At 55.5% G+C, this 24,511-nt stretch carries 27 protein-coding genes and 1 tRNA gene; 9 read left to right on the forward strand and 19 right to left on the reverse strand.

Translation table 11 applies throughout. The annotated features are described in order from the left end of the window. Positions 1-45: 45 nt before the first annotated feature. The 5 genes from C8029_RS07045 to C8029_RS07060 form a co-directional block, all read right to left on the reverse strand. Positions 46-1,044, reverse strand: a complete 999-nt coding sequence (locus tag C8029_RS07045) for a hypothetical protein (protein WP_152002577.1) — start codon at positions 1,042-1,044, stop codon at positions 46-48. Next, positions 1,044-2,054 carry a hypothetical protein gene (locus C8029_RS07050; protein ID WP_152002578.1) on the reverse strand — a complete coding sequence of 337 codons (1,011 nt, stop codon included), beginning with the start codon at positions 2,052-2,054 and terminating at the stop codon, positions 1,044-1,046. The genes C8029_RS07045 and C8029_RS07050 overlap by 1 nt, the downstream gene beginning before the upstream one ends. 3 nt (positions 2,055-2,057) lie before the next feature. Further along, positions 2,058-3,332 carry a glycosyltransferase WbsX family protein gene (locus tag C8029_RS22920; protein WP_353617589.1) on the reverse strand — a complete coding sequence of 425 codons (1,275 nt, stop codon included), beginning with the start codon at positions 3,330-3,332 and terminating at the stop codon, positions 2,058-2,060. Next, complete coding sequence (locus tag C8029_RS22925) at positions 3,326-4,240, reverse strand: rhamnan synthesis F family protein (RefSeq protein WP_353617590.1); 915 nt, start codon at positions 4,238-4,240, stop codon at positions 3,326-3,328. Before C8029_RS22925 ends, C8029_RS22920 begins: the two co-directional genes overlap by 7 nt. Positions 4,241-4,349: 109 nt before the next feature. Continuing rightward, complete coding sequence (locus C8029_RS07060) at positions 4,350-5,177, reverse strand: ABC transporter permease (RefSeq protein WP_009570152.1); 828 nt, start codon at positions 5,175-5,177, stop codon at positions 4,350-4,352. 319 nt (positions 5,178-5,496) lie between these two features. Here C8029_RS07060 and C8029_RS07065 point away from each other — a divergent pair, with 319 nt between their 5' ends. Both C8029_RS07065 and C8029_RS07070 read left to right on the forward strand, forming a co-directional pair. Further along, positions 5,497-6,546, forward strand: a complete 1,050-nt coding sequence (locus C8029_RS07065; protein WP_152002579.1) for a KpsE/RkpR family capsule polysaccharide export protein — start codon at positions 5,497-5,499, stop codon at positions 6,544-6,546. A 2-nt stretch (positions 6,547-6,548) separates the two neighbouring features. Beyond that, entirely contained in the window at positions 6,549-7,202 is a 654-nt protein-coding gene (locus C8029_RS07070; RefSeq protein ID WP_152002580.1) for an ABC transporter ATP-binding protein, read from the forward strand. A gap of 16 nt (positions 7,203-7,218) precedes the next feature. On the opposite strand, the gene trhO is transcribed toward C8029_RS07070, so the two are convergent. Continuing rightward, complete coding sequence (trhO, locus tag C8029_RS07075) at positions 7,219-8,130, reverse strand: oxygen-dependent tRNA uridine(34) hydroxylase TrhO (RefSeq protein ID WP_009570149.1); 912 nt, start codon at positions 8,128-8,130, stop codon at positions 7,219-7,221. A 417-nt stretch (positions 8,131-8,547) separates the two neighbouring features. On the opposite strand from trhO, the gene pncA reads away from it, so the two are divergent. Beyond that, a complete protein-coding gene (pncA, locus tag C8029_RS07080) occupies positions 8,548-9,147 on the forward strand; it encodes a bifunctional nicotinamidase/pyrazinamidase (RefSeq protein WP_009570148.1) in 600 nt (199 codons plus the stop codon). A gap of 3 nt (positions 9,148-9,150) precedes the next feature. Beyond that, positions 9,151-10,422 carry a SulP family inorganic anion transporter gene (locus C8029_RS07085; RefSeq protein ID WP_152002581.1) on the forward strand — a complete coding sequence of 424 codons (1,272 nt, stop codon included), beginning with the start codon at positions 9,151-9,153 and terminating at the stop codon, positions 10,420-10,422. Here C8029_RS07085 and C8029_RS07090 read toward each other — a convergent pair whose 3' ends face one another. Beyond that, the gene (locus C8029_RS07090; protein ID WP_009570146.1) at positions 10,423-10,980 is read right to left on the reverse strand and encodes a hypothetical protein; all 558 of its coding nucleotides are present in this window, start codon (positions 10,978-10,980) and stop codon (positions 10,423-10,425) included. Positions 10,981-11,115: 135 nt separating this feature from the next. On the opposite strand from C8029_RS07090, the gene pncB reads away from it, so the two are divergent. After that, a complete protein-coding gene (gene pncB / locus C8029_RS07095; protein WP_152002582.1) occupies positions 11,116-12,408 on the forward strand; it encodes a nicotinate phosphoribosyltransferase in 1,293 nt (430 codons plus the stop codon). 23 nt (positions 12,409-12,431) lie between these two features. Here the strand turns inward: pncB and C8029_RS07100 are convergent, their stop codons facing one another. From C8029_RS07100 to C8029_RS07130, 7 genes are all read right to left on the reverse strand, one after another. Continuing rightward, positions 12,432-13,046 (reverse strand): NYN domain-containing protein, encoded by a 615-nt coding sequence (locus tag C8029_RS07100; RefSeq protein ID WP_152002583.1) that lies wholly within the window; start codon positions 13,044-13,046, stop codon positions 12,432-12,434. A 263-nt stretch (positions 13,047-13,309) separates the two neighbouring features. Beyond that, positions 13,310-13,726 carry an alternative ribosome rescue aminoacyl-tRNA hydrolase ArfB gene (arfB, locus tag C8029_RS07105; RefSeq protein WP_152002584.1) on the reverse strand — a complete coding sequence of 139 codons (417 nt, stop codon included), beginning with the start codon at positions 13,724-13,726 and terminating at the stop codon, positions 13,310-13,312. A gap of 302 nt (positions 13,727-14,028) precedes the next feature. After that, positions 14,029-14,340: a DUF6958 family protein gene (locus tag C8029_RS07110; RefSeq protein ID WP_152002585.1), complete on the reverse strand. Its 312-nt coding sequence runs from the start codon at positions 14,338-14,340 to the stop codon at positions 14,029-14,031. Next, on the reverse strand, positions 14,333-15,343 hold the full coding sequence (locus tag C8029_RS22335; RefSeq protein WP_152002586.1) for a VOC family protein: 1,011 nt from the start codon (positions 15,341-15,343) through the stop codon (positions 14,333-14,335). The genes C8029_RS07110 and C8029_RS22335 overlap by 8 nt, the downstream gene beginning before the upstream one ends. Positions 15,344-15,345: 2 nt before the next feature. Then, the gene (locus tag C8029_RS07120; protein ID WP_152002587.1) at positions 15,346-15,999 is read right to left on the reverse strand and encodes a TetR/AcrR family transcriptional regulator; all 654 of its coding nucleotides are present in this window, start codon (positions 15,997-15,999) and stop codon (positions 15,346-15,348) included. A gap of 416 nt (positions 16,000-16,415) precedes the next feature. Beyond that, positions 16,416-16,492 (reverse strand) — tRNA-Pro (locus C8029_RS07125). Between the two features lie 48 nt (positions 16,493-16,540). Further along, positions 16,541-17,485: a DMT family transporter gene (locus C8029_RS07130; protein WP_040401790.1), complete on the reverse strand. Its 945-nt coding sequence runs from the start codon at positions 17,483-17,485 to the stop codon at positions 16,541-16,543. A 102-nt stretch (positions 17,486-17,587) separates the two neighbouring features. Between C8029_RS07130 and C8029_RS07135 the strand changes: the two genes are divergently transcribed. Continuing rightward, the gene (locus C8029_RS07135) at positions 17,588-17,872 is read left to right on the forward strand and encodes a hypothetical protein (protein ID WP_009570141.1); all 285 of its coding nucleotides are present in this window, start codon (positions 17,588-17,590) and stop codon (positions 17,870-17,872) included. Between the two features lie 94 nt (positions 17,873-17,966). Here the strand turns inward: C8029_RS07135 and leuB are convergent, their stop codons facing one another. The 3 genes from leuB to C8029_RS07150 are packed head-to-tail and all read right to left on the reverse strand — an operon-like array spanning position 17,967 to position 21,014. Continuing rightward, entirely contained in the window at positions 17,967-19,070 is a 1,104-nt protein-coding gene (gene leuB, locus C8029_RS07140; protein WP_152002589.1) for a 3-isopropylmalate dehydrogenase, read from the reverse strand. A 58-nt stretch (positions 19,071-19,128) separates the two neighbouring features. Then, positions 19,129-20,133 carry an endonuclease/exonuclease/phosphatase family protein gene (locus tag C8029_RS07145; RefSeq protein ID WP_193217619.1) on the reverse strand — a complete coding sequence of 335 codons (1,005 nt, stop codon included), beginning with the start codon at positions 20,131-20,133 and terminating at the stop codon, positions 19,129-19,131. 44 nt (positions 20,134-20,177) lie between these two features. Next, positions 20,178-21,014 carry a hypothetical protein gene (locus C8029_RS07150; RefSeq protein ID WP_152002591.1) on the reverse strand — a complete coding sequence of 279 codons (837 nt, stop codon included), beginning with the start codon at positions 21,012-21,014 and terminating at the stop codon, positions 20,178-20,180. Positions 21,015-21,377: 363 nt separating this feature from the next. Between C8029_RS07150 and C8029_RS07155 the strand changes: the two genes are divergently transcribed. The 3 genes from C8029_RS07155 to C8029_RS07165 all read left to right on the forward strand — a co-directional run bounded on the left by C8029_RS07155 (position 21,378) and on the right by C8029_RS07165 (position 23,228). Next, positions 21,378-22,031 (forward strand): CoA transferase subunit A, encoded by a 654-nt coding sequence (locus C8029_RS07155; RefSeq protein WP_009570136.1) that lies wholly within the window; start codon positions 21,378-21,380, stop codon positions 22,029-22,031. An 11-nt stretch (positions 22,032-22,042) separates the two neighbouring features. Further along, the gene (locus C8029_RS07160; RefSeq protein WP_152002592.1) at positions 22,043-22,699 is read left to right on the forward strand and encodes a 3-oxoacid CoA-transferase subunit B; all 657 of its coding nucleotides are present in this window, start codon (positions 22,043-22,045) and stop codon (positions 22,697-22,699) included. 289 nt (positions 22,700-22,988) lie between these two features. Further along, positions 22,989-23,228 (forward strand): EF-hand domain-containing protein, encoded by a 240-nt coding sequence (locus tag C8029_RS07165; RefSeq protein ID WP_009570134.1) that lies wholly within the window; start codon positions 22,989-22,991, stop codon positions 23,226-23,228. Between the two features lie 40 nt (positions 23,229-23,268). Here the strand turns inward: C8029_RS07165 and C8029_RS07170 are convergent, their stop codons facing one another. Together C8029_RS07170 and leuD are read right to left on the reverse strand one after the other, a co-directional pair. Beyond that, positions 23,269-23,787 (reverse strand): HdeD family acid-resistance protein, encoded by a 519-nt coding sequence (locus C8029_RS07170; RefSeq protein WP_152002593.1) that lies wholly within the window; start codon positions 23,785-23,787, stop codon positions 23,269-23,271. 116 nt (positions 23,788-23,903) lie between these two features. Continuing rightward, a complete protein-coding gene (gene leuD, locus C8029_RS07175) occupies positions 23,904-24,509 on the reverse strand; it encodes a 3-isopropylmalate dehydratase small subunit (RefSeq protein WP_074645012.1) in 606 nt (201 codons plus the stop codon). Between the last annotated feature and the right edge of the window lie 2 nt (positions 24,510-24,511).

Genomic DNA, 24,511 nt, shown 5'->3' on the forward strand with positions numbered 1-24,511 from the left:
TTTCAGAATTGAATCAACTCGCATATACCCTGTTCACCAAAGCGGTTATAAGATCCGTTCAAGTTGGTAAATCTGACGCGCGATGGCGGCGGTCACGCCGGGGCCGACCTGTCTTGGGGTCACATGGGTTTGCGGATCAATGCGATTTGGTGACATTGAAAACGCCGGGCTATGTTGCTGTACCCTTTTTTCAAACCTTTGATTTTTTTCGACAAAACTTGCCTTCAATGTGGCAATCTGCGCGGGTGTGAAAATCGTCGTCGGGGCTTTGTCAAACCGATCGAGCAAAGCCTGGCGCGCAGCGTCATAGATGGCATGTGGCGGCCGGGCAGGGGTGGTTAATTCTGTCGCAAGCAACTGTGCCAAAGGATCAGGTGAGGTGTTGGCCTGTTTGGTCTCTTTCAAAGTGCCCTCTGCCACCAAATTTGACCCAGTCACATTCAACAAGGCCTGCAAAATGCCGCCGGGCAGGGTTTTGACCGTCTCATAGTCAAAAATGGTGATCTGATCGGGGCAAAAACCCTCTTCCAGAGTGTCCAAAACCAGATTGTGATCGACAGGGACGCCAGAGGCCAAGCCCGTCGCAATGGCCCGCTGAACAAAGCCCTGTATCGCCGGCAAACGTCCGCTTTTGGCCACTTCCTGCCAAATCGACTGGGTCAATGCGATCGGGTCGCGCGCGTAGTACACGATGCGGACCTCATCGAACGGACTCAAAAGCCCCGCCAATTCTTTGAAATCGACCCGCGCGGGTTCAAGCCGCGTGAAAGGTTCGCCAGACAGGATAAGCGTCCCGTCCTTCGGCGCATATGTATCGATGATTTTCGTCCAAAGCGCGTCTATGCCGCCGTGGCTTTTCAAAGAGCGGTCAAAATCCGGATTCGGAATCCATTTTGCGGTCAAAATGTGATGGGCCGGATTGGGGCCGATGTCGGGGTAATACAGGCCCGCCTGTTCGAGACGAGCCCGGTTGGCAAACAACCGACGCTGAATATAGCTCGTGCCGGTTTTATGCGGGCCGATATGCAAAACGACCTTGGCCATTATCCGCGCGCCTCTTGTTTTATCTTAATCATCTTGCGGGACAGGGCCTGAAAAAACGCTGCGCCGATCTGGTTGCGCGTCGCGCGCCCTTGCAAAGGCGCGTCAATCGGGGTCATGCGAAACTTGGGTTGGGTTGCGGCAATCAATCGTTCGAGCGCGCGGTTCTTCGGTTCATATGTCACAATCAAAGTGTCAATCTGAGCCTTGGAAAACAACGTGGTGCGTGTCTCTGCCCCGAATGTCTCAATGACCGTTTTTCCCGCAGCCCGCACAAGCCATTGCGGAGCTTTGTGGGTCTGGGCAACGAAATTGGCCGCAAATGTCGCCAAAGGTTCAGGCGATACATTTGAATGCCGCTGTGCGTCAAAGGGTTGTAGAGCCTTGGGGTCGATTTGGATGCCGGCTTCTTGCAGCACGGCGCCGACAATCCCTCCCTCCTGCGCAGAGGCGCGTTCATAGTTGATCAAACGGATTTCGTTGAGGTCAAAGCCGTTGGAAATATGGCGCACAAGCCGATGGTAATTTGTAAACAAGCCTTCGACCAAATCGCGCTCGACCACGGTGTCAACATAGGCATCAATGTTGCCGGGATTGCGGTCGTCGGAAACCTGTTGATACACCGATTGAATAAATCCGCTTTGCGTGCGCAATGCACAGATCACTTTGATCTCATCAAAATCCGAAACCAAGCCGCGCAATTGCGCCATCTCGACATGGCGCGGGTTCCAACGCGAAAACTCTTCGGAGCTGATAAAAACAGTGTCGCTGGCTTTCATCCGCCGCAAAATCCCCCGGTTCAGCGTTTGCAGCCGACGTTCGGGGTTTTTGTAAGAATAACGCGGACCCAACGGAATCCAGCCCGAGGCCAGGCCGTGATGCCCGCGTTCATGACCCAGCGTTGGATAGACCAAACCGTGTGCGCGAAGCAGCCTGCGGTTTTTGTAAAGTGTATCCTGAATGTGGGTTGTGGCCGTCTTATGTGTGCCCATATGGATCACGAGTTTGGGCATGGCTTACGTCTCTTTTTGGGTTTTATCGCCGCAAAATTCGGCCAGAACCTTCAAATAGGCGTCGCCATTTTGTTTTGTGGGTTCAAGCACCGCTTTCTCCGCCCATTCATTCCACGCATTGATCCAAAGCTCCTCGCGGTACGACCCCGCAATCCGCTTTTCGAGCAGGCTGTGCAACCAACGCCTGAACGTGCCCACATTGGCACCATAGGCGATATGCGCCTTATCTCCACGCCGGGCGGTGTTGTCCCAGGACGGCATAATGCCGGCAATCGTCGTTTTCGGGAGGCGCTTGGTGTAAGCCGATGAGGTCGCATAGGCTGCGGCCTTTGCGTAGTCGTAGATCAGCCCGCTAAATCCCTGCATGACAGAGGTTTGCATCTTGTTGCCATCGGGGCCGCCAAACAGATAGGCATTGCTTTTGACCAGACCATGCGGTGGCATTTCGACCCAGAAATCGAACAGATTGTCTTTGACCGGGCTGTCGCCATCTACGTGAAACAGCACCGCCCCAAGTTCGACTTCGCCAATGCCTTCGTCACGCCAAACCTGCCGCATCTGCTCTACGGCTGCGGCTGGATCGGGCATGTCTTCGGGTCGGTAAATCACAAATCGCGGGCGTATGCCGTCAGGGCGCTGGTAGCGCGGATCGCGCATGTAACGCGCAATGTCGCGGGCCAAATCACCGGCAAACCCCGGAAAATAGGTCTGTGGCATGAGGATTTCACCGCTCAACCCATCCCAATTGCGCCGCCAACTTTCGTTCGCCCAACACAGGTAAAATGGGAACTCGACGTCAGGCCGATCTAACACTAAATCAATCGGCTTTTCCAAAAGCCGTTGCCCGTCAAACCAGTAATAATAGGCGCAAAAGGCGTCGATGCCTGCGGCTTTGGCCATCTTGGCCTGTTCCGCTAGCGTCTCAGGCACACGCAGGTCATAAAACCCAAGATCGGCAGGAAGAACCGGATGGGCATGGCCGGAAAAATTCGGCTCGGCGGCCACGACACTGGTCCATTCGGTATAGCCTTTGCCCCACCATCTGTCATTTTCCGCAATCGGGTGAAACTGTGGCAGGTAAAATGCTGTAACGTATTGAGGAGCCTTGGGTTTGGCTTTCGGCGTCAGGCTGTCGATCTCGGTCGTCTGATAGGTTTTCAATCCTGCGGCCTTGCAGATATAGCCAAGAGCGCGCTCCACTGCATGCGCCGTCGTTCCGTCAAGCTGTTGATCTTCAATTTGGAAATGATCCTGCGTGAGCTGCATGGATTTCAGCATCGCAAGGATCGTTGGTTTGAGCCAATAGATCGACCGGCCGGGAAATCGAGGGAGGAGACATCCAAAGGCACTTCGATCCGATCAAGGAGTTGGCGGGTCGTGTCCACATTCGAGCCCCACCATTCGGTGCCGCTGTAATGCTGCCCATCGGCCACCCAAAACCCGGCGTCCCAAGCGGTCAAAAAGGTTTCAAGCCGTGTCATCGTGGCGTCGGGATCTCCCAAAATGCCTTGGATCAAGGCTTGGCGCCAGACGTCGCCATCTGTGCGATGGGGGCTTTTCTTGGTGTGCAGTTTGCACACGGCCTCATAACCATCCAGAAAACCAGCCGCCACAAAATGCAAAAACGGATAGATGTCGCGCCCGTGGTTTGGCATCGCATAGACTTTGGCCTCCGGGAAATCCCCGAGAACCAAGTCTTTGATGTCCGTTTTGTGGGACTTGGATTTTATATAAGAGACATACAGGTCGTATTCGAAGGATTGCGCTTTGATCCGTGCGGCGATTTCCCCCCAAAGCTCGGCGTAAAAGACATGCACCACGATGGCGAACCGAGCCTTTTTGCGTGTTGGATCTGCGCGTAGAATTGGAAATGCCACGCCGTCTACAAGATCAAACCCCGGAAGGTCGCGCGTCACGCGCCCTTCTTGTATGCCAAGGGTGACATAATGTTCCAGCGGTCGCATTCCGGCTGCGGCAACGTCGGGGTTATGTCTGAGATAGGCTCTTGGAGAAAAAGATCCGCTTGGCTGGATATCCAAAGCTTCGCCAAAGATCACATAGTGACGTTCCGGGTTTTGTTTATAGAGCCAATGTAGCCCAGGTACCATGCCGCGGTAAAAATCCCTGTCAAACTGCCCGCTGGCTTTGATTTTACGGGCGTAGCGGCGTTCTTTTGGGGTCGCCAATAAAAATCTTAGGGCATTTTTTGCCCTACTTGTGGCACTCATACTCGGTTCGCTCCTAGGTCTTTTTTTGTCTGCCCGCTCACTTGGCTGCGCTCTGTTTGCTCTCTCGTCACTTGAGCAACAAGGCTTTGTAATTGCGGCTGAGCAATATCATGCCGATGGTTCCGATAAAAAGAGCCAAGGCAAAAACGTATAACGGGGACGACGCCGAAGCATCATATGTTGAATAAATTCCTGACCTCAAAACGCCGACGAAGTGACAAATGGGATTGAGCATCAAAACGCCAAGTGTGGGTTGAGAAAAACTTTCCGGTAAGAACAAAACGCCTGAAATGATCAGCAAAGGTCGTGTCAAGATGGACCAAATCTGTTCCCACAAAGGCACGACCAAGATAATGTAGCAATTCAATACGCCAATCGCCACGCTTAAGGCGATCAGCATCGCGACCCCTAAGAAAATCCGTGACCAGTTCACGATCAGCGAAAGATCGAACATGTTCACGATCAGAATGAACACCAAGGTCATCACCAAGCCCTGCGTGACAAGGTTCAACACCAACCGCGCGATCAGGGCGTCGATAAACGCAATCGCGGGGTATTGCAGCAGCGGTTTGGAAAATCGTACCGCGCGTGACAGATCATTTGAAATTGCCATGAACATGCCAAATGGTAAAAAACCTGATGCATAATACAGAGGAAAACTCGACCCCAAGGCAGGTTTGTGTGCAATCAGCGAAAAGATAAAACTGAGGAATGTAATCCCGGCGACAGGTTCGAAGAACGCCCAAAGATACCCACCCAGCGCACGCGAATAGCGGGTCTCAACCTCCCTGAGAATAAGGGCGATGACGCTCCGCCCAAATTTGTACTTTCGCCCTTTGGGTCGCTGTGGTGGCACGATGCCACTGGCAAGCCTTTCGGGAGGGAGCTGGCTCATTCTTACTCTACTTTGTAGCGAACTAAGTTTACAGGCTGGTCTTAAAGCCATGCATTGGCTAGGTTAAGCATGCTTCACAGCTATCTTCGGGACAGCAGTATAGCAAGCCTTTCAAAGGAGAATACACGTGAATTTGGCGGCACGAGCAAGGCGCAGACGGCGAGCAAATCAGGCGAATGCCGCAGCGGAGGCTAACACGGCGCCTGAGCCAAATATCAAGGAATCCATCGTTCTTGTAGAGACTTTACCAAAAGCGGAGCCTGCTTTTTTACGACCGCGCCACTATATCCTCGCCGCCACCTTTGGGGCCTTTGTTATTGTGCCGTCCGTTCTGACCGCCATCTACCTTGCAGTGTTCGCGTCTGATCAATATTCCACAACTGTCGGCTTTTCGGTGCGCGCGGAGACGTCGCTTCCGGTGTCTGACCTTGTTGGCTCGCTTATTGGATCGTCCTCCAATGGGGCGCGCGACAGCGATATCCTGTATGAATATATGCGAGGTCATGAAATTGTCTCTTTGATTGATCAGAGACTGGATCTCAAGGAAATCTATTCTCTGCCCAATCGCGACCCTGTTTTCAGCCTTCATGATGGTGCAACCATCGAGGATCTCGCGGACTATTGGTCCAAGATGACGCTCGTGTCCTTTGATGGCAATGCCGGTTTGATTGAGGCCGAAATCCGCAGTTTCCGTGCCGAGGATAGCCTCAATATCGCCCGCGCCGTGCTCGAATTGTCCTCTCAGAAAATCAACGAATTGTCCAATATCGCCCGTGAAGACAGCATTCGTTTTGCCCGCGAAACCCTTGATGTGACCACGGAACAGCTGCGAAGTGCACGCACCCGGCTGACGGCCTTTCGTGTCGAAAATCAGATGATTGATCCGCAAGCGGCAATCCAGGGCCAAATGGGGCTTTTGAACTCGCTGAATGCGCAATTGGCCGAGGAAATCATCACCAATGACCTCATCCGCCAATCGACAACGCGCGACACGGACCCTCGGATTGAACAGTCGGATCGGCGTATCAGCATCATCCGCAATCGCATTGAGGATGAGCGCAGCTCTCTTGGCGCGGGAGTAGAAGGCAGCGGACCGCCCTATTCGGAGATTGTTTCGGAATATGAAGGTCTTGTGGTGGACCGGGAATTTGCCGAAGCACGATACCTTGCGGCCCGTGCCAATTACGATGCGGCTGTGACGGAAGCGGATCGGAAAAGTCGATACCTTGTGGTCTATAGTCCGCCGACACTGGCCGAAACTCCAACCCATCCAAGGCGCATCCTGATCTTTGCACTCACCACGCTTTTGCTTGTCGGGGTTTGGTCGCTTGGGGCGATGATTTTTTATTCCATAAAAGATCGACGCTAAACATGATCCGTTTGAAAAACGTCTCGATGTCTTTTCCCTTGGGGCATGCCAGAAAAGTCGTGGCCGACAATCTGACGGTCGAATTCCCCCAAGATCGCTGTGTCGCGCTTTTAGGGCGCAATGGGGCGGGGAAATCGACCCTTTTGCGGATGATCGCCGGTGCGATCCTGCCTCACAGCGGTCAGATTGACATTGACGGAACGGTATCTTGGCCTGTCGGTTTTGCGGGGTCTTTTCATGCCGATCTGACGGGCGCGCAAAATGTGCGGTTCATTGCACGGGTTTATGGAGTCGATACAAAGCAACTTATTGATTTTGTAGAAGACTTCTCCGAACTCGGTGCCCATTTTTATCAACCGATCCGTAGCTACTCTTCCGGTATGCGGGCGCGTTTGGCCTTTGGCGCCTCTATGGGTATCCATTTCGATCACTATTTGATCGACGAAGTGACCTCTGTTGGGGATGCCTCTTTTCGCCGAAAAAGTGAGGCGGTGATCCGGGATCGTTTGAAAAATTCCGGTGCCGTCATGGTGTCCCATTCTCTGGGTCTCATCGCATCGCTTTGCAATGCCGCGGCAATTATAGAAGATGGCAAGCTGACATGGTATGAGGATGTCGACCGCGCCATCCGCGTTCATCGGATGATGCTCAGATAAACGCGTACTGGGCCACTTACGCTTGACGCGAAAAATGCCGCTCGCCGCGCGCTTTCGCCAAAGCAATTTGGTGCTGCCTTTCGCGGAACCGTTCTTTGCGCGCCTCATCCGTTTCATCGACACATTGATGACAGGACACACCCTCTTCATACTCTGGCCGCGCTTTGTCTTCGGGTAAAATCGGACGGCGACAGGCGTGGCAAAGCTCATGTGGTCCCTCGGTCAACCCATGTCCAATCGACACGCGACCATCGAAGACGAAACATTCGCCCTCCCAAAGGCTTTCCTCTTTGGGCATCTCTTCGAGATATTTCAAAATCCCGCCCTTGAGGTGATAGACCTCCTCAATCCCCTGACCTAACAGGAAATTGGTCGATTTCTCACAGCGAATGCCACCGGTGCAAAACATCGCGATGCGTTTGTTGTGAAACCGGTCTTTGTTCTCTTCCCACCATTGCGGAAAGTCGCGAAAGCTCTTGGTCTGCGGATCAATCGCGTTCTTGAACGTGCCAATCCCAAATTCGTAATCATTGCGCGTGTCGATCACTGCCACATCATCGGCTGAGATCAGTTCGTTCCACTCTTTCGGGTTGCAATAGTGCCCAACCCGCGCGCGCGGATCGACATCCGGTTGCCCCATGGTCACGATCTCTTTTTTCAACCGGACCTTCATCCGGCCAAATGGCTGCGCCGCCGCTGTCGAGAGTTTGTACTCAAAATCGGCACAGCCGGGCAGGGCGCGGATATGCGCCACCAAACGGTCAATCGCGGCGGGCGTGGGCCCGGCCACTGTGCCATTGATGCCTTCGCGGGCCAGCAAAAGCGACCCGGTGATGCCGTCCGAGAGGCATAGCTCCAAAAGCGGCCCCCGCAAAGCGGAGGGGTCATCGAAGCGGGCGAAGTGATAGAGAGCGCAAACTGTAAACATAATATGCTCGATACTCCCGCCTGTGGGCGCAGGCAAGACCTTGCACAGCGGTAAAAGCGCGCATCATTTATACATATCCCGCTACGGCCCCGTCCGCCAGCGCGTCCAAAGGTTTCTCGGCTCCGGTGCGATCGGCGCGACTATAAAGGCACTGTGGTGTTCGCCGACGTGGTACTCTCTGACAAAGATACCTTATCCGCCGTGGCGTAAACCAAGCCGGGGATGTCGCGGATTACATTTGAGCGCGCGGGGCAAGAATTGCGTCTGCCACCTAGAAATCAGTCTCTCATCCAGCCCAAAAGATCCTAATTTACGAATCCCTCGGTCACTTGGGCAAAACCGACCCCCATTCACCTCGCCATGACGCTTGCCAAGCCCGGTCAGCGCGCGCTAGGCCTATGCCAAAGGAGACCTCCCATGCGTCCAGCCAACGAAGCCTTGATCGTCATCGACATCCAAAACGACTTTTGCCCCGGTGGTGCGCTGGCTGTGACCGGCGGCGACGAGATCGTACCCGGCGTCAATGCTTTGATGGATGAGTTCGCTGCCGTGGTCCTGACGCAAGACTGGCATCCCGCCGGGCATTCGTCCTTTGCCAGCACCCATGCGGCAGCGCCCTTTAGCACCACTGAGATGCCTTATGGCACCCAAGTGCTCTGGCCGGATCACTGTATTCAGGGCACGGGCGGTGCCGCCTTTCATCCGGGGCTGCGACTTGATGGCGACCTGATCATTCGCAAGGGGTACAATCCCGCGATTGACAGCTATTCCGCCTTTTTCGAAAACGATCATGTGACCCCGACCGGGCTTGAGGGCTATCTCAAAACCCGTGGAATAGATACGCTCACGCTGGTCGGTCTGGCGTTTGATTTCTGTGTGAATTTCTCCGCCGTCGATGCCGCGCGCCTTGGGTTTAAAGTCGCTGTTCGTGCGGATTTATGTCGCGCGATTGACATGGAGGGATCAAAGAAAACCGCAATCGACGGGATGAAAACCGCCGGGGTTGAGGTTGTTTGAGCCATGACCCCGAAACTTTTCACCACTCTCAAAACCTATACAAAAGATCAGTTTAGAGCCGATGTCTTTGCTGGCATCACCGTGGCTTTGGTGGCACTGCCTCTGTCCATCGCCATTGCTATCGCCTCAGGTGCGGGGCCTGCGGAGGGTATCGTCACCGCCATCGTCGCGGGTTTTTTGATTTCCGCGCTGGGCGGTAGTCGTGTTCAGATCGGCGGGCCGACCGGGGCGTTTATCGTGGTGGTTGCCGGGGTGGTGGCGACGTATGGGTATGATGGATTGGTCACCGCGACCTTCATGGCCGGAATTATCCTTTTGGTTGCGGGGGCGTTCCATGCGGGCGGTCTGGTGCGCCACGTGCCCGAAGCGGTGATCAACGGCTTTACCATCGGCATCGCCGTGATCATCGCCACGAGCCAAATCCCCGATCTTTTGGGTCTCAGCGGCGCGATGCCTGCCGATTTTATCGAAAAAATCCCCGCGATCTGGCGCGCTTTGCCCGCCATGACCCCGGCGGCCTTTGCCATCGGATTGGCCACGATGGTGTTGATCGTTTTGTTCCGCCGCGCTGCGCCGCGATTGCCGGGGTTGATCGTGGCGGTGGCGATCACCTCTGCCGTTGTTGCGATCTTCGATCTGCCTGTCGCGACGATTCAAACGCGGTTTGGCGATTTGCCACGCAGTCTGCCGATGCCTCAGTTGCCGGATCTCAGCTTTGATCGCATCCGCGAACTTTTGTCCTCGGCGGTGATCATCGCCTTTTTGGCAGGTGTTGAATCGCTTTTGTCCGCCATGGTTGCGGATCGCATGATTTCTGGCAAACACCGGTCCAATGCGGAGCTTCTCGCGCAGGGCGTGGCCAATCTGGGCTCCTCCCTGTTTGGCGGTTTACCTGCGACAGGGGCCATTGCCCGCACCGCGACCAATGTGCGCGCGGGGGGTAAAACGCCGGTAGCCGGGATCATTCATGCGCTGACCATTCTCGCGATTTTGATGCTGGCGGCCCCGCTGGCAGGCTTTCTTGCCATGCCCGCCCTGTCCGGTTTGCTGCTTTTGACCGCGTGGAACATGTCTGAGCCGCATCGTTGGGGCAGTTATCTGCGCGCGGCTCGTTCGGATCAGGTGCTTTTGGTGATCACACTTTTGCTCACGGTGCTCACCGATCTCACCCTTGCTATTGGTGTGGGTATCGCGCTTGGGCTGGCGATGAAACTCAGGCGCCGTGGTGACAAACAGGCCGATACGGACGAAGATTGGACGCCGCGCGACCGATAATCACGGGATCACGCCGACGCCGGAGAACCCGCAAACATCTGCCGCCTTCAGGTAGGCTGCCGAAAACCCGTTGAGTTGAAACGCCGCAACAGGTCGCCCCTGAACCACCAAATCCAGCCGCCCGTTGGCCTGCATCTTTTGTAGCATCCACTGGCTGTAGGGTTGATCATAGCTCACCCGCGCGCGTTTATAGCCATCAGGATCATAGCTTGTAACAGGCGTCGCGGCGGCGGTTTCATAGCTGTCGAAGATGATGTAGCCGGTCATGCCGTCCTGCATTTGCGTGTCATAGCCGCGTGGGGCGTATTCTTCGATCACCACGGAAGGATACACCGTCGGCGGGCCGGCATCATGGCTCATGAACTCAATCGAAATGCGCGCGTCGCCATCGCCGCCACTGCTGGCGATACAATAGTGGTAGACATCCTCGACGATCCCTGCCGTTCCCACGTTTTCGGCGAATGTAGACACCCGCCACGACCCATAGTCCCAATCGCCCTGCGCCATGGCCGACCCCGCCGCCAAGATCCAAAATACCCCAGCTAAAATCGCTTTCATCATCTGCCTCTTTGTCACAATTCAAATCCTGCCTAACACGCAAATCTTTTCAAATGACGAACAAAACCATGGGTCTGCTTGCCAAACCCCTCTCTGCCCTGCTTTAACCGTTTTGTCATAAGAAGGGGCCTGCTCATGGTCGATATCGCCACCCGCGTCTACAATCACAAATGGAAAATCGACCCGATTGTCCGCTCCCTGATCGACACCGATTTTTACAAACTCCTGATGTGTCAGTCGGTGTTTCGCAACAAACCCGACACCCAGGTCACGTTTTCGCTGATCAACCGTTCCAAATCCATCCGCTTGGCGGAGATGGTCGATGAGGGCGAACTGCGCGAACAGTTGGATCATGTTCGCTCCCTCTCCCTGTCCCGCGGGGAAAGCACATGGATGCGCGGCAATACGTTTTATGGCAAACGCCAGATGTTCCGCCCGGATTTCATGGAATGGTTCGAGAACCTGCGCCTTCCGCCTTATCAGCTTGAGAAAAAGGACGGCCAATATGAGCTGACCTTTGAAGGCTCCTGGCCCGAGGTCATGCTTTGGGAAATTCCGGCGCTCTCAATCCTGATGGAGCTGCGGTCGCGGGCTGTGCTTGGGCCGATGAAAAAATTTGAACTTCTGGTGCTCTACGCTCGTGGCATGACCAAACTGTGGGAAAAAATCGAACGGCTGAAACCACTTGAGGGGCTCAAAATCGCCGATTTCGGCACCCGTCGCCGTCATTCCTACCTCTGGCAGGATTGGTGCGTCCAAGCCATGCTCGAAGGTCTCGGCTCCAAATTCACCGGCACCTCGAATTGCCACATCGCGATGAAACGCGACCTCGAAGCGGTTGGCACCAATGCCCATGAGCTTCCCATGGTCTATTCCGCGCTGGCCCAATCCGACGCCGAGCTGCGCCAGGCCCCCTATGAGGTGCTGGCCGATTGGCATGAAGAACACGATGGCAACCTGCGCATCATTCTGCCCGACACCTACGGCACACGCGGCTTCTTGAATGGCGCGCCCGATTGGCTTGCGGGCTGGACCGGCATCCGCATCGACAGCGGCGACCCCGCGACGGCGGCGGAGGTGGCGATTGACTGGTGGCGCGCACGCGGCGAAGACCCGACCAAGAAACTGGTGATCTTTTCTGATGGCTTGGACACCGATAAAATCATCGAACTCCACACCCAGTTCGCGGGCCGCGTGCGCACGTCTTTTGGTTGGGGCACTTTGCTGACCAACGACTTCCGAGGCCTGACCACAGGCGATGCACTCGCGCCGTTCAGCTTGGTCTGCAAAGCCATCAGTGCCAACGGCCAGCCAACGGTGAAACTGTCCGACAATCCGAACAAGGCGATGGGGCCGAAGGCCGAGGTTGAGCGGTATAAACGGGTGTTTGGGGTTGGGGAGCAGGACGCGGTGGAGGTTGTGGTTTAGGAATTTGTTTTCTTAGGATAAAGCTAAACAATTCCGTCTGTATGTGCTTTGAGCTCAGATTTTACTCCGTGTCCCATATGCGCCAAAACCACTCGGACTCCTTCCCTTCTGGCGAACTTAAATGCGGGGATAAAATCACTGTCGCCTGTTACCACAACAATTGTCTGAACCATCCGAGTCAATGAAAGCCTCGCAATGTCCAATCCGATCCTCAAATCAACACCCTTTTGTTCAATGTCGAGGACAAAGTCATTTTCCACTAGAGCGCGAGTTGGGAGCGCCTTATCGTCCATGGTGGATTTTTTCAACTTATAGCCCCGGGGCGATAGTTCGCCCGCGCGCAGCGAGACATTCGGTTGAAGTTCCAAACTTTGAAAAAATGCCTTATTTCGAGTAAAAACAGGCGTTTCCGCAAGGTTAAGAGATTGGCCTGTGATCGGATGCCTCACTTTTCCAGTCGCAGGAAGTGCATCATAATAGTAAATTCTAAGCAACTCATATGCGTCAAACATCGTGTTGCTACGCAAAAGCTCAATCTCCGTCATGACATCGTCAACGGAGGGGTTTCTTTTTAATTTTGAATATAATTTTCTAGTAAAAAATCCGCCGTCGATCAAAATCGCAAAACGATGATTCATAAAAATTCGACTCCGTCCATTCGCGTTACAGTATCCTGTAAACTTTGATAATCGGCGAATGATACGGAGTCTATTTTTCTATTCAGGAACAATTCTGCTCCTCATCTGAGTATATAGGAAAAATCCTAACAAATGGTAGAGTCAATTTTGCAACATTTCAACTGGCGTAAATTTGAAATGTCATTGTAAGTTCATAATTTTATTAAATAATTAAAGTACTCACTTAGGGTGGTTTGGTTTTAAAAATATTTTTCGGTTGATTGTCACTCCACCCGCCCCCTAAGCGCCTTAACTTCCCCCCGGACCTTCTTCGCCTTAATTCGTCGTTCGACACTGCCGCGGGTGGGCTTGGTCTTGACCCGGAACTTCGGTTTTTCCGCCGCCTGTTTGATCAGCTCCACCAATCGCTCCCGCACGATCTCGCGGTTGCGGGCTTGGTGGCGGGTTTCGTCGCAGAACATCACCAGAGCGCCGTCTTTGGTCCAGCGCCGCCCCGCCAAGCGCCGCAATCGGTTTTTCACTGGCTCCGGCAAGGACGGCGAGCGCGCCGCTTCGAACCGTAGTTCCACGGCTGTTGAGACCTTGTTCACATTTTGCCCGCCGGGACCCGAGGCGCGCACGAATTGCTCGGTGATCTCCCAATCGGCAATTTCGATTTTATCGGTGACAAACAGGGGCATGGCGGGGTCCGTGTGAGAGGCGAAGGTGGCAAAACCCAAAGGCCGCCCGCGGGCGAGCAGAGCTTGGGGTTCATTTGGTGACCTCGGCCGGGTCGTTTGTCCAATGCTTTCTCTCGAAAAGGGCAAACACGCGCAAGTCGACATAAAAATATCCGGTCAAACTGATGTGTATCGGTATCCCCCTCTTTTTCGTGTAGAAGGTCGGCAGGCTGCAAATGGTAGCCTATGTCAGTGTCCGAATTTCATGGGGAGCTGGTATAGCTGCCAATCCCAATCGCCCCTGCTTCACTACTCCAGAGGTGCTACGCCGATTTCCCTGTCTTAAACAGCCGAACCGGCCCCGGGCTACCACGCGTGATCACGCCTTTGGCTTCCAGATCAAGCTGCACGGCCTTCAGCCACCAACCCGCTTTTTCACCCTTCGGAAACAGGTCCTGCGACAGGGCCGGCAACAGAGCGGCCTTTGCCTCGGCGACCGTTAGCCCGGGGGCCTCCATCGGTAGCACCGGCAGGAGCGCTTCACGCATGGCCAGGTATTTCGCCCGGTTCACCCGCACAACTCGCCCCGGCGAGGTGATGCTCTCGATCTCGATCTTCTCATCGGCGTCAGACATTGATCTCTCCTGTAGCTGGCGTCTTCGGATTGCGGAACCCCATGGCGACCCAGGCGCCGAAGAGCTTCGCGAAAAAGCGCAAGTTCTGTGTCTTCGCATTCGGGATGTCGTCGGGCAGCACAGCCCCCTCAGGCAGGTCGGAGGCCATCGTGCGCATCGTCGGCGCTGGCATCGTGCCGTCAGGCCATAGCCCACCATAAAGGCTCAGCCAGTGCCCGCCCTTGAACTCCAGATAGACCGGCGTGTTGCAGCAGGTGGCGATGGCGCGCTTGGTCGCGTGTTGGGGGGACAGGCGGAAGGTCTTCAGCCCGTCAGCGCCGGCGAGAAAGCGCACGCGGTCCTTGCGACAGATGACGAACGGCGTGGTGCCATGTTCCGTCAGGACCTGCGGCGCGCGGTCCAGCCGCTGCATTCGCTTTGCCGCCTCGCGGCATGATGCGCAGCAGCATTCGACGCTGTCGATGGGATCGCCGCGCACCTCAAGTCGGGTCCGCCCGCAGGAACAGGCGATCTCGGTTGTCTCACCCATGCGGACCTCCTGCGCGGCCGCTGCGTCCAGCGCCGCGATGTCGATCTTGCCCATCTGCATCATGGCCGCGCTCACACGCCCCACAACCGCGGGATCGTCACTGGCCAAGAGGTCCGGCAACCGCTTCGGCACGATTTGCCAAGAGACGCCAAAGCGATCCACCACCCAACCGCAATGCCCCGGCTCCCCTCCGTTCTTGGTCAACGCATCCCAAAGCCGGTCCGTTTCGTCCTGATCCTCGGTCAGGATGCTGATCGATGCGGCAGGGGTCAATTTGTAGTGCGGCCCAGCCGTCAGGATCATCATCGGCGCACCAGCCAAAGTAAACTCGACAACCATCGGATCATCAGGCTGGCCATTCTCGCGCACCGTTTCAATCCGGCTGTTCGGGACAAGAGACACGTATTCACGGGCTGCTTCAACGCCCCCCTTGTCGAACCAAAGGCAGGTCCGAACCTTGGCTGCATGTTCCATTTTCAATTCTCCCTTTCTGTCGTGACTGGAGGGTCGGGGTCGAGGTGAAAAAGCGTGCGGACATAGCGGATCAGGTGATCGACGCTCTCGCGGGCGAGGTCCGGGTTTCCCGTCGCCTTGGCGAGAATAAAGCCACCCTGAAGAACAGCCTGAGTGTGTCGGGCGAGGCTTTCGACGGTCCAGTCCGCGTCGATCCCGCGCTGTTCTCTGGCCGCCTTGATATCTGCCTCCAATGTGGCGGCGTGACCAAAGATGCTTTTCGCGCAGGCATCCCGGATCGTAGGGGCGGAGTCGTGGACCTCCTGCGTCATGGTGCCGACAAGGCAGGTATATTCGAAAGTCTCTCCGCCAATGATAGAACGGCGGAAATCAAGGTAGGCCAGCACGCGGTCCAGCGGATCGTCCAGCTCGTGATAGGGCGCTTCAGCGAACATGGCACTGGTCGTCTCGGCCCAATAGTTTGCCGCCGCCACGCCAAGCGCATCCTTGGTCTTGAAATGATGGAAAAACGCGCCCTTTGTGACCTCAGCCGATTGGCACAGGTCATCAACGGAAGTTGCGGCGAACCCCTTTTGGCGGATCACGTCGCGGGCAGCCTCCAAAAGGCGGGTGCGCGCATCGCCGCGCTCGGGGGAGGTTTTGGTTGGTCTCGTCATGACCCGTTACATACCATACAGTTGGTATGTTATGAAGGGAAAAATAGAGATCAAAGAACGCGAACTCTGCCGATCGTTTATGTCCGCATAGGGATGGCCTAAACCGCTTCGGGGCATTGGCGCTCTTGGTGAGCGGTGTGCAACTCCGCAAACGGAGTACGTTTGCGATCTTTCTGACCTGTTTGGGGCCTTCTCAATCGTCAGACAGGAGGTTGCCAAGACCAAGAATGCCCACGTACATGCAGCGCACGACCGCTCTTCGCGCAGACTTACAAAAAAGCTTCACAAGGGATTAAGCTTATAAGATGCTTGAACCCCGAAATCATCTGACGAGGAAAGGTGCCTATTTTATGAGCCAGAGGCAGAACTATGGGGTGCAAAGTGGCAAAACTATGGGGCGTACCCCAAGGTTACATTGGTCGGGCTGAGAGGATTCGAACCTCCGACCCCCTGCTCCCGAAGCAGGTGCGCTACCAGGCTGCGCTACAGCCCGACCGTGACGGGCGGGATATAGCGACTTGCGCGGATTTGCAAGGGCCAATTAGCGCTGTTTTACACGGCGAATAAAGGGCGAGATTCGAAAGGAGGCGGCGGAGGAGGCCCGCGAGCGGGTTCTGAGCACGGGCGTATTTTCCGAATGCCCGCCCCGCGATTCCCGGAACACGATGTAAAGACCAGACAGGATGATGATCCCGGCGCCGATCACCGTGGGCATATCGACGGTTTCGCCGAAGATAAAATAGCCAAAAATCGTTGCCCAGATGATCTGGGAGTACTGCATCGGTGCCACGACCGCAGCCTCTGAGGCGCGGTACGCCAAGATCAAAATCACCCCGCCGGTGAAGCCCAATAGCGACACCATGCCGACACCGCCGAGGTCCAAAAGCGGTAGGGGTTTGTAGAAAAAGATCATCATCGCCCCCATGACGACGAAATTGGCAATCAGGGGGTAGAGCATCAAGACAGCGGTACGTTCTTCGCGGCCGACTTTGCGCACCACGATGGAGGCAAACGCGCCAAAAAAGGCACAGGACAGCGCCGCCATATGGCCTAGCGTGAACGCTGTTCCTCCGGGGCGCAACACGACCAGCACCCCGATCAGCCCGGCAACGACAGCGGCCCAACGGTGAAATCCCACTTTTTCACCCAAGATCGGAATGGACAGGATGGTGATGACGAGGGGGGTGGCAAAGATCAGGGCGTAAACCTGCGCCAGGGGCAAAACGGAAAAGGCATAAAAGGCAGCGACGGTGTTGATCATGGCCGCCATGGTCCGAAGTAGGGTCCACAACGGGTACACCGGGCGCAAATGCCCCTCCGTGCGGTCGCGGATCAGCATGAACATCACCAGCGGGAAAGAGAACAGTGTTGAGAAAAAGATGATCTGAAACGGCGCATAAACACCGCCTAGGAATTTGATCACCACGTCATGGGTTGAAAAAATGGCAAAAGCCGCAAGGGCGTAAATTGCGCCTGTGATATTCATAAGATCATCCCACTTGCTGTTTGCGCTATCAATAGGCCAGATTTCAAAACACACAAGGGCGCAACCCTTGTCACGCGCATACATCAGCCCCACATGAGGCAGATGTATCGCACACATAAATCGGCAACCTGTTGTTACTGCGGCTCTAAAACCGTGCTGTCTTTCGGACAGGGTGCCCGGCATGAATTACAATGTAAAGCCTGCGGCGCGCCTTTGTCGCGGCTCAAGGCGCTGCACACAGATCATGTCAAAGACCCGTTTATTGTCAGTGGGAAAAAACGGCCCTCTCCTGAGCAGGCGCGCAAAAAGAAGGGAAAGAAAAAACAAAAATCCATCGCCCATCGGCTGTTTGATGCGGCTGAGGATGTGTTTGATCTGTTTGATTAAAGCGTTTTGCATCTGATTAAGATCAGATGCAAAAGACTTTAAAGGGCACCCGTGAGGATGCCCTTTCGTGTAGGTCAATTGCCGTGCCGAATGTTCAAAGCGACGCGTTCAGCGCCTCGATGATCTTGTCGCCCATCTCGGAGGTGGTCACAGGCGTTGCGCCCTCTTCCCCCAAAAGATCCGCGGTGCGCACACCATCGGCCAGTACTTTTTCAATCGCGGTTTCCAAACGCGTGGCCTCAGCGCCCTCGTCAAAGGAATAGCGCAGCGCCATGGCGAAGGAGAGGATACAAGCGATCGGGTTGGCTTTGCCTTGACCGGCGATGTCGGGTGCGGAGCCGTGTACCGGTTCGTACATGGCGCGCGGGCGGCCATTGGCCATCGGAGCCCCCAAGGAGGCGGAGGGCAACATGCCAAGCGAGCCGGTGAGCATCGCCGCACAATCGGACAGGATGTCACCAAACAGGTTATCCGTCACGATGACGTCAAACTGTTTCGGCGCACGCACCAATTGCATGGCACCATTGTCAGCGTACATGTGGCTGACAGCAACCTCAGGGTAATCTTTGGCCACCTCTTCGACGACTTCACGCCACAGAATGCCAGATTCCATCACATTGGCTTTTTCCATCGAGCACAATTTCTTGCTCCGCTTCATCGCCAATTCAAAAGCCGCAATCGCCACGCGGCGGATTTCGGATTCGGTGTAGCGCTGGGTGTTGATGCCAACACGCTCGTTGCCCTCTGTGATGATACCACGCGGCTCACCGAAATAGATGCCCGAGGTCAATTCGCGCACGATCATGATGTCGAGACCAGCAACAATGTCTTTTTTCAGCGAAGAGAAATCGGCCAGCGCATCAAAACATTGTGCCGGGCGCAGGTTGGCAAACAGGTCCAATTCCTTGCGCAGGCGCAACAGCCCGCGCTCGGGTTTCACCGAGAAATCAAGCACATCGTATTTCGGTCCCCCCACGGCACCCAACAAAACGGCATCGACCTCATGCGCCTTTGCCATGGTTTCATCGGCCAAAGGCACGCCATGTTTGTCATAGGCCGCGCCCCCCACGAGGTCCGTTGAGACATCAAAGTTCAGGCCGCGCTTGTCGCCGTACCAGTCAATGATTTTGATGACTTCGGCCATCACTTCGGGGCCAATACCATCGCCGGGCAGAATGAGGAGAGAGGGCGTGCTCATATCGCATCGAGTCCTTATTTTTAGGGTCGACCCGGCGTAACGGACCGCTGCGCGGACGTCAAGGAATCCGCGCGAGATCGACCCAGACAAGCCCATGCCGAAACGGGGTTTCCAAACCGTCCGCAGGAGCCCAAGCCACCCCTGCGTCGATGACATGAAGCGCCTTGGACGGCAGCACATAATCGACCCGCAAATTGCCGGGCACAGGGTCACTCCAATCGGCGGTGTCCAAGGTCGGATCACCCAGATGATCGGGGGTGGCGATCGTAGCGCCAAAATCAGAGCGCGGTTTTGGGTCTTGCAGGCGCGGATCGGACAGCAGCGCCACCATATCCACCCGCAACCCATCGCCATCTGAGGGATCAAGGTTGCTGTCGCCAAGGATCACAAAAGGCGCATCGGGTGGCGGCAGAGCCAGCGCGCCATCGAGGTACAATTGCCAAAATCGGGTTTCGTCGGCATTGCGCCGGCCATTGCGATCCTCGTCGCCATCAAACACCGGCGAGGTGGCGGCATAAGTAAACAGATGCAACGGCGTGTCATTCCAAACCACGGGAATGTCCCAATGAGCATGAGAGGAGAGCCGCAAAACGTCCAAATCTTTGGACTCAAAATAGCCCTCAGGGAGGCGCGCGCGCGGTAAATCCCGCCACAGCATTTCAGAAAAATCGCGGATGCCATCGACATCAATCGGCAAGCGCGACAAAAACGCGATACCGCCTTGCCCGGTGAATTCACCGTAAGACTGCGCATCCTCCGGCTCACCAAATCGCCCGTCTTTGTCCATGTCGATGCCCGTTGATCGACCGGAATTGCCCGAACGGGTGAAAAGATGCGGATAGTCGAGTTCGCGGGCAAATTGCGCCAAGGCGTGACCATCAAGGTCGGTGTCAAATCCGACGAGCAGCAGAATATCGGGGGACAGCGTTTTGATATGGGATTGAGCGGCGAGGATTTGAGCGTCGTCGCCTTTGAGAATATCACGCAGCAAAACCCCCGGCCCCTTGCGCGTCAGTTCAACGGTCCATGTTGCCACGCGCAGCCGATCTTGTGCCTGTCCCACAAAGGGCCACACGACAAGGCAGAGGGCAAGGAAAAGGCGGCAGCTCACACCAGTTGGTGGTCGAAATCGGCCCGCGCGTAGGTCTGACGCCGCTTTTCGGCGATCATCGAGGCCACACGCTCCATGGCGATGCCGCGCATGAACAAAGAGGATGGCAAAAACGCCCATGCGGCCACGGTCCAGATCAAGGATTGGTCGTTGGTGACACTCAAACCACCGAACAGGTTCGAGGCCGATTGTATCACGGCTGGGATCAGGAAAGGCAACAGGAAGCCAATCACAATGTTGATCCGCGCATCGCGTTTGAGACGTGCAATCACGTCGCCACCGGCGGTGGGATCGAAGGTGGGCAGGTTGATCCAGACATTAAACGAGCCGGATTTGGAGGGCCAATGGCCAAGCCGCAAAATGATCACAAAGACTGACAAGGCGACCAAGGAGATGAGATAGCTGAGGCCAGCGGCTTCGCGCATCATCTCAACCTCGCTCAAAGACGCGCCTTCAGGCAGGGCAAGCAACATGAGCCGCACCGGAGAGTAGGGGAAATCGAGCACATAGCCGATCAAAGCCCCCACTGAGGTCACGAAATCGGTGGCGATCGTGGGTTCGGCGGTTCCACGAAAAATCAATGTGAGCAACAGGACGGTGAGAAACAGCGCCCCAAACCGCACACGATTGAACGGCGGTGCATCGCGAAATTCGACAAGACCCGGATAGGCGGAGACATATTCGAAAAAGGTCAGAGCCGCGCCGAACAGCGCCACGAGGGCAACGATCTGCGCGCCATCAGCGGATACATTCGGCAGCAAGATCGACGGCGTTGTGATCAGCATGACCACCAACACCGCACGCACAATCGCTCCCAGGATGCGATATATCACTGCCCATTTCCCTTCAAACTGGTCGAGTGCGATACGATGCCGCTCTCTTTTCCCATTTTGATCCCGCCAAATATGGCCAACTGCCTCAATCTTGCCCAACTTTTGCCTTCTTTCATCTGCTCCAGCAAGGAATGGTTAAGGTTAATGGGGCAATTGGGGCCGTTTCGTGAACAAAGCGGTGCGATTTTACATCATTTTTCGCGAGCCTATGGGGGGTAAGCGAAGCCTCCACAATATGCTGTGTGCCTGCTCAGTCATCGTTTCACCGCCCTTGGCCTTTTGCACCATGTTGACCGAGCGCATGGAAATGATCACCGATCCGTGATTTGATCACGTTGAAAATGGAAAGAGAGGGAGGAAACCATGCATCTTGCCATATCGCTCCATGACGCGGTCGATCTGATCCCGGATGGGGCCTCTGTGATGCTGTCTGGATTTATGGGCGTGGGCGTCCCCGACGGGATCGTTCATGCGCTGGCAGAGGCTGGCAAAAAAGACCTGACCCTGATTTCAAATGACACGGCGCGGGACACCTCCGGGCCGGGGCCGCTGTTTGCCGCGCATTGCGTCAAGAAACTGATCTGTAGCCATATGGGGCTGAACACCATCGTTCAGGCGCAATATGCTTCGGGTGAGTTGGAGGTGGAATTGGTGCCGCAGGGCACATTGGTCGAACGCATTCGCGCGGCGGGTGTGGGGCTTGGCGGTATTTTGACACCGACGGGTGTGGGTACATTGGTGGCCGAGGGCAAGCAGATCATCGAGGTTGATGGCAAAGAGTATTTGCTCGAACTGCCGCTCTCCGCCGATTTTGCCCTGATCGCTGCGCGCTCCTGCGACTATGTTGGTAACCTGTCCTATATGCTCACCGCCACCAATTTTAACCCGATCATGGCGCTCGCAGGTCGTACCGTGATTTGCGAACCCGAAGAAATCGTGCCCGTCGGGGTGATCCCGCCCGATGCGGTCAAAACCCCCGGCGTTCTCGTCGATCATGTCATCCGATCCACGACGTAAGGAGGCACATCATGGACCCCAAAGCCCTTATCGCCCGCCGCGTGGCGCAGGAGATTGAGCCCAACACATTGGTGAACCTCGGCATCGGCATTCCCACGCTTGTGTCTGATTATCTTGACGAAGACATGGGGGTGTTCTTTCAGGCCGAAAATGGCGCGGTCGGGATGGGCCATCGCCCGCCCGAAGGCATGAGCGACCGCCACTTGACCGATGCGGGTGGCAGGTTTGTGTCGTTCGTGCCGGGCGCATCGACGATTGATTCCGCTTTTTCCTTTGGTTTGATCCGGGGTGGGCATCTTGATCTGACCGTGCTTGGCGCGCTTCAGGTCGATGAGGCCGGGCATCTCGCCAACTGGACCATTCCCGGCCAGTACACGCCCGGAATGGGCGGGGCGATGGATTTGGTGACGGGCGCGAAAAAGGTGATTATTGCGATGCAGCACCGGGCCAAAGGCGAGGCCAAAATCCTGCGTGAATGCACCCTGCCGCTGACCTCGCAACGTCGGGTCGATTTGATCGTCACCGAGCTTGGCGTGTTCAAACCCGAAGACGACGGCCTGCATTTGATTGAACGCGCGCCAAACGTGACGCTTGAGATGATCCTTGCGATGACAGAGGCCAGACTCATTCACGCCGCAGATGTGCCGGAAATGCATGTAGGCTGTTGAAGGCCGACTGGAGGATCGATTGATTTTATCAAGGGGGGCTTTTGCCCCCGTCCTCATGCTGGCGTCATCTCGCCGATTTTCGGCTTCAAACGCCGCCTATTCGCTAAAAGCTGCCGAAAAATGCGCAAGATGTTGCGCGGTTATGGCGAGCTTGTGCGCAAAATATTTCAATATTTTGAAGCTCTTGCGTCCTTTCCACACAGACGTATCTCTCAGGGCAGCGGTTCAAAACCGTTTCAATTTGCCCGCAAAAGTGACGCGGGTGCCATACACTGAAAGGACACATGACATGACACGTATCGCTTTGACTTTTGGCGCACTGACTTTGCTCGCAGCCCCGGCTTTCGCGCAGATGACACTCATGGATGCCGATGAAAATGGCACTTATTCCATGGAGGAAATGCTGATGGCCTATCCCGACATGACGGAAGACACCTTTGCAGCGATCGACACGGATGAGAGTGGGGAAGTGTCCATTGAAGAATTGGCCACGGCGCAAACCGAGGGTCTGCTTCCGCCGATGGAATAAAAGGACTGGATGCGGCGGCCTGTAAGGGCCGCCGTTTCCGTCAGGAGCGATGGCTGCGCAGGAACAACCCGAACCCGACGAGACCCGCGCCATTCACCAAAAGCTCAATGCCAAGCAAGATGCCCAAAAGCGACAGCGACACGGCGGCAAAATTGGCAAAGATATAGCCAGCCAACAGGACGGTCACAGCGCCCGACAAGAGCATGGCCCAAAAGAACCGCGTCTGCCGCATTTGCCATGACATCACCAACCGGATCACGCCGGAGGCCATAAGAAAGGCCATGACCACCATGGTCAGAGACAGGGTGCCCTCAACCGGATTGGCAATGAAACTCACCCCGATCATCAGGCTGATCAACCCCCAAAGCAGGCTGAAGATACGGTGCCCTCCAGCCTCGGCGGAAAAGCCGGCCCAAAGTTGCGCGGCACCTGTGATGGCGAACAGCGTGCCAAGAAGGATCGTGATGGCCAGTGAGGCAACCACGGCGTTGCCCAGCGCCAAGACGCCGAAGAGAAAGGTCAAAGCACCAAGACCGACCCAAGTTTTCCAATTGATCATAGCGTCCTCCAAGGGATTGCGGATTTTAGCCTAGATATAAACACTCAGGGACAAATTAAAACGGCGACCCGAGGGGCCGCCGCTTCAAATCTGTCGTGATGGTCTTTAAGCCGCGCTTAGACCCAAGGACGTTCCTGCGCCATTTTGGCTTCATACGCGTCGATGTCTTTGACATTCGCCATGGTCAGGCCGATGTCATCGAGCCCTTCCAACAGGCAATGCTTTTTGAACGCATCGACTTCAAACGGGAACTCCTGGCCGTCCGAGGTGGTCACGGTCTGAGCCTCAAGATCGACGGTCATCCGTGCGTTTGCGCCTTTTTCAGCATCGGACATCAACACGTCCACAACCTCTTGTGGCATCACAATCGGGAGGATGCCGTTTTTGAAAGAGTTGTTGTAAAAAATGTCGGCGAAAGAGGTCGAGATGATGCATTTGATGCCAAAATCCGCCAAGGCCCAGGGCGCATGTTCGCGCGAGGAGCCACAGCCAAAGTTGTCACCGGCAACGATGACCTGAGCCTCACGATATTGCGGTTTGTTGAGCACGAAATCGGGGATTTCGTTGCGGTCGTCATCATAGCGCATCTCATCGAACAGGTTCACACCCAGACCAGAGCGTTTGATCGTTTTGAGAAAGTTTTTGGGAATGATCATATCGGTGTCGATATTCACAAGCGGCATCGGTGCCGCGATGCCCGTGATCTTTTCAAATTTTTCCATGT

Source organism: Roseobacter sp. TSBP12, from assembly GCF_009129705.1.
Lineage (GTDB): Bacteria > Pseudomonadota > Alphaproteobacteria > Rhodobacterales > Rhodobacteraceae > Celeribacter > Celeribacter baekdonensis_A.

Excerpts from the sequence above, each read along its gene's own strand:
- C8029_RS07045 (WP_152002577.1), bottom strand. The coding sequence starts at position 1,044 with ATGGCCAAGGTCGTTTTGCATATCGGCCCGCATAAAACCGGCACGAGC.
- C8029_RS07050 (WP_152002578.1), bottom strand. The coding sequence starts at position 2,054 with ATGCCCAAACTCGTGATCCATATGGGCACACATAAGACGGCCACAACC.
- C8029_RS22920 (WP_353617589.1), bottom strand. The coding sequence starts at position 3,332 with ATGCTGAAATCCATGCAGCTCACGCAGGATCATTTCCAAATTGAAGAT.
- C8029_RS07060 (WP_009570152.1), bottom strand. The coding sequence starts at position 5,177 with ATGAGCCAGCTCCCTCCCGAAAGGCTTGCCAGTGGCATCGTGCCACCA.
- C8029_RS07070 (WP_152002580.1), top strand. The coding sequence starts at position 6,549 with ATGATCCGTTTGAAAAACGTCTCGATGTCTTTTCCCTTGGGGCATGCC.
- trhO (WP_009570149.1), bottom strand. The coding sequence starts at position 8,130 with ATGTTTACAGTTTGCGCTCTCTATCACTTCGCCCGCTTCGATGACCCC.
- pncA (WP_009570148.1), top strand. The coding sequence starts at position 8,548 with ATGCGTCCAGCCAACGAAGCCTTGATCGTCATCGACATCCAAAACGAC.
- C8029_RS07085 (WP_152002581.1), top strand. The coding sequence starts at position 9,151 with ATGACCCCGAAACTTTTCACCACTCTCAAAACCTATACAAAAGATCAG.
- C8029_RS07090 (WP_009570146.1), bottom strand. The coding sequence starts at position 10,980 with ATGAAAGCGATTTTAGCTGGGGTATTTTGGATCTTGGCGGCGGGGTCG.
- pncB (WP_152002582.1), top strand. The coding sequence starts at position 11,116 with ATGGTCGATATCGCCACCCGCGTCTACAATCACAAATGGAAAATCGAC.
- C8029_RS07100 (WP_152002583.1), bottom strand. The coding sequence starts at position 13,046 with ATGAATCATCGTTTTGCGATTTTGATCGACGGCGGATTTTTTACTAGA.
- arfB (WP_152002584.1), bottom strand. The coding sequence starts at position 13,726 with ATGCCCCTGTTTGTCACCGATAAAATCGAAATTGCCGATTGGGAGATC.
- C8029_RS07110 (WP_152002585.1), bottom strand. The coding sequence starts at position 14,340 with ATGTCTGACGCCGATGAGAAGATCGAGATCGAGAGCATCACCTCGCCG.
- C8029_RS22335 (WP_152002586.1), bottom strand. The coding sequence starts at position 15,343 with ATGGAACATGCAGCCAAGGTTCGGACCTGCCTTTGGTTCGACAAGGGG.
- C8029_RS07120 (WP_152002587.1), bottom strand. The coding sequence starts at position 15,999 with ATGACGAGACCAACCAAAACCTCCCCCGAGCGCGGCGATGCGCGCACC.
- C8029_RS07130 (WP_040401790.1), bottom strand. The coding sequence starts at position 17,485 with ATGAATATCACAGGCGCAATTTACGCCCTTGCGGCTTTTGCCATTTTT.
- C8029_RS07135 (WP_009570141.1), top strand. The coding sequence starts at position 17,588 with ATGTATCGCACACATAAATCGGCAACCTGTTGTTACTGCGGCTCTAAA.
- leuB (WP_152002589.1), bottom strand. The coding sequence starts at position 19,070 with ATGAGCACGCCCTCTCTCCTCATTCTGCCCGGCGATGGTATTGGCCCC.
- C8029_RS07155 (WP_009570136.1), top strand. The coding sequence starts at position 21,378 with ATGCATCTTGCCATATCGCTCCATGACGCGGTCGATCTGATCCCGGAT.
- C8029_RS07160 (WP_152002592.1), top strand. The coding sequence starts at position 22,043 with ATGGACCCCAAAGCCCTTATCGCCCGCCGCGTGGCGCAGGAGATTGAG.
- C8029_RS07165 (WP_009570134.1), top strand. The coding sequence starts at position 22,989 with ATGACACGTATCGCTTTGACTTTTGGCGCACTGACTTTGCTCGCAGCC.
- C8029_RS07170 (WP_152002593.1), bottom strand. The coding sequence starts at position 23,787 with ATGATCAATTGGAAAACTTGGGTCGGTCTTGGTGCTTTGACCTTTCTC.
- leuD (WP_074645012.1), bottom strand. The coding sequence starts at position 24,509 with ATGGAAAAATTTGAAAAGATCACGGGCATCGCGGCACCGATGCCGCTT.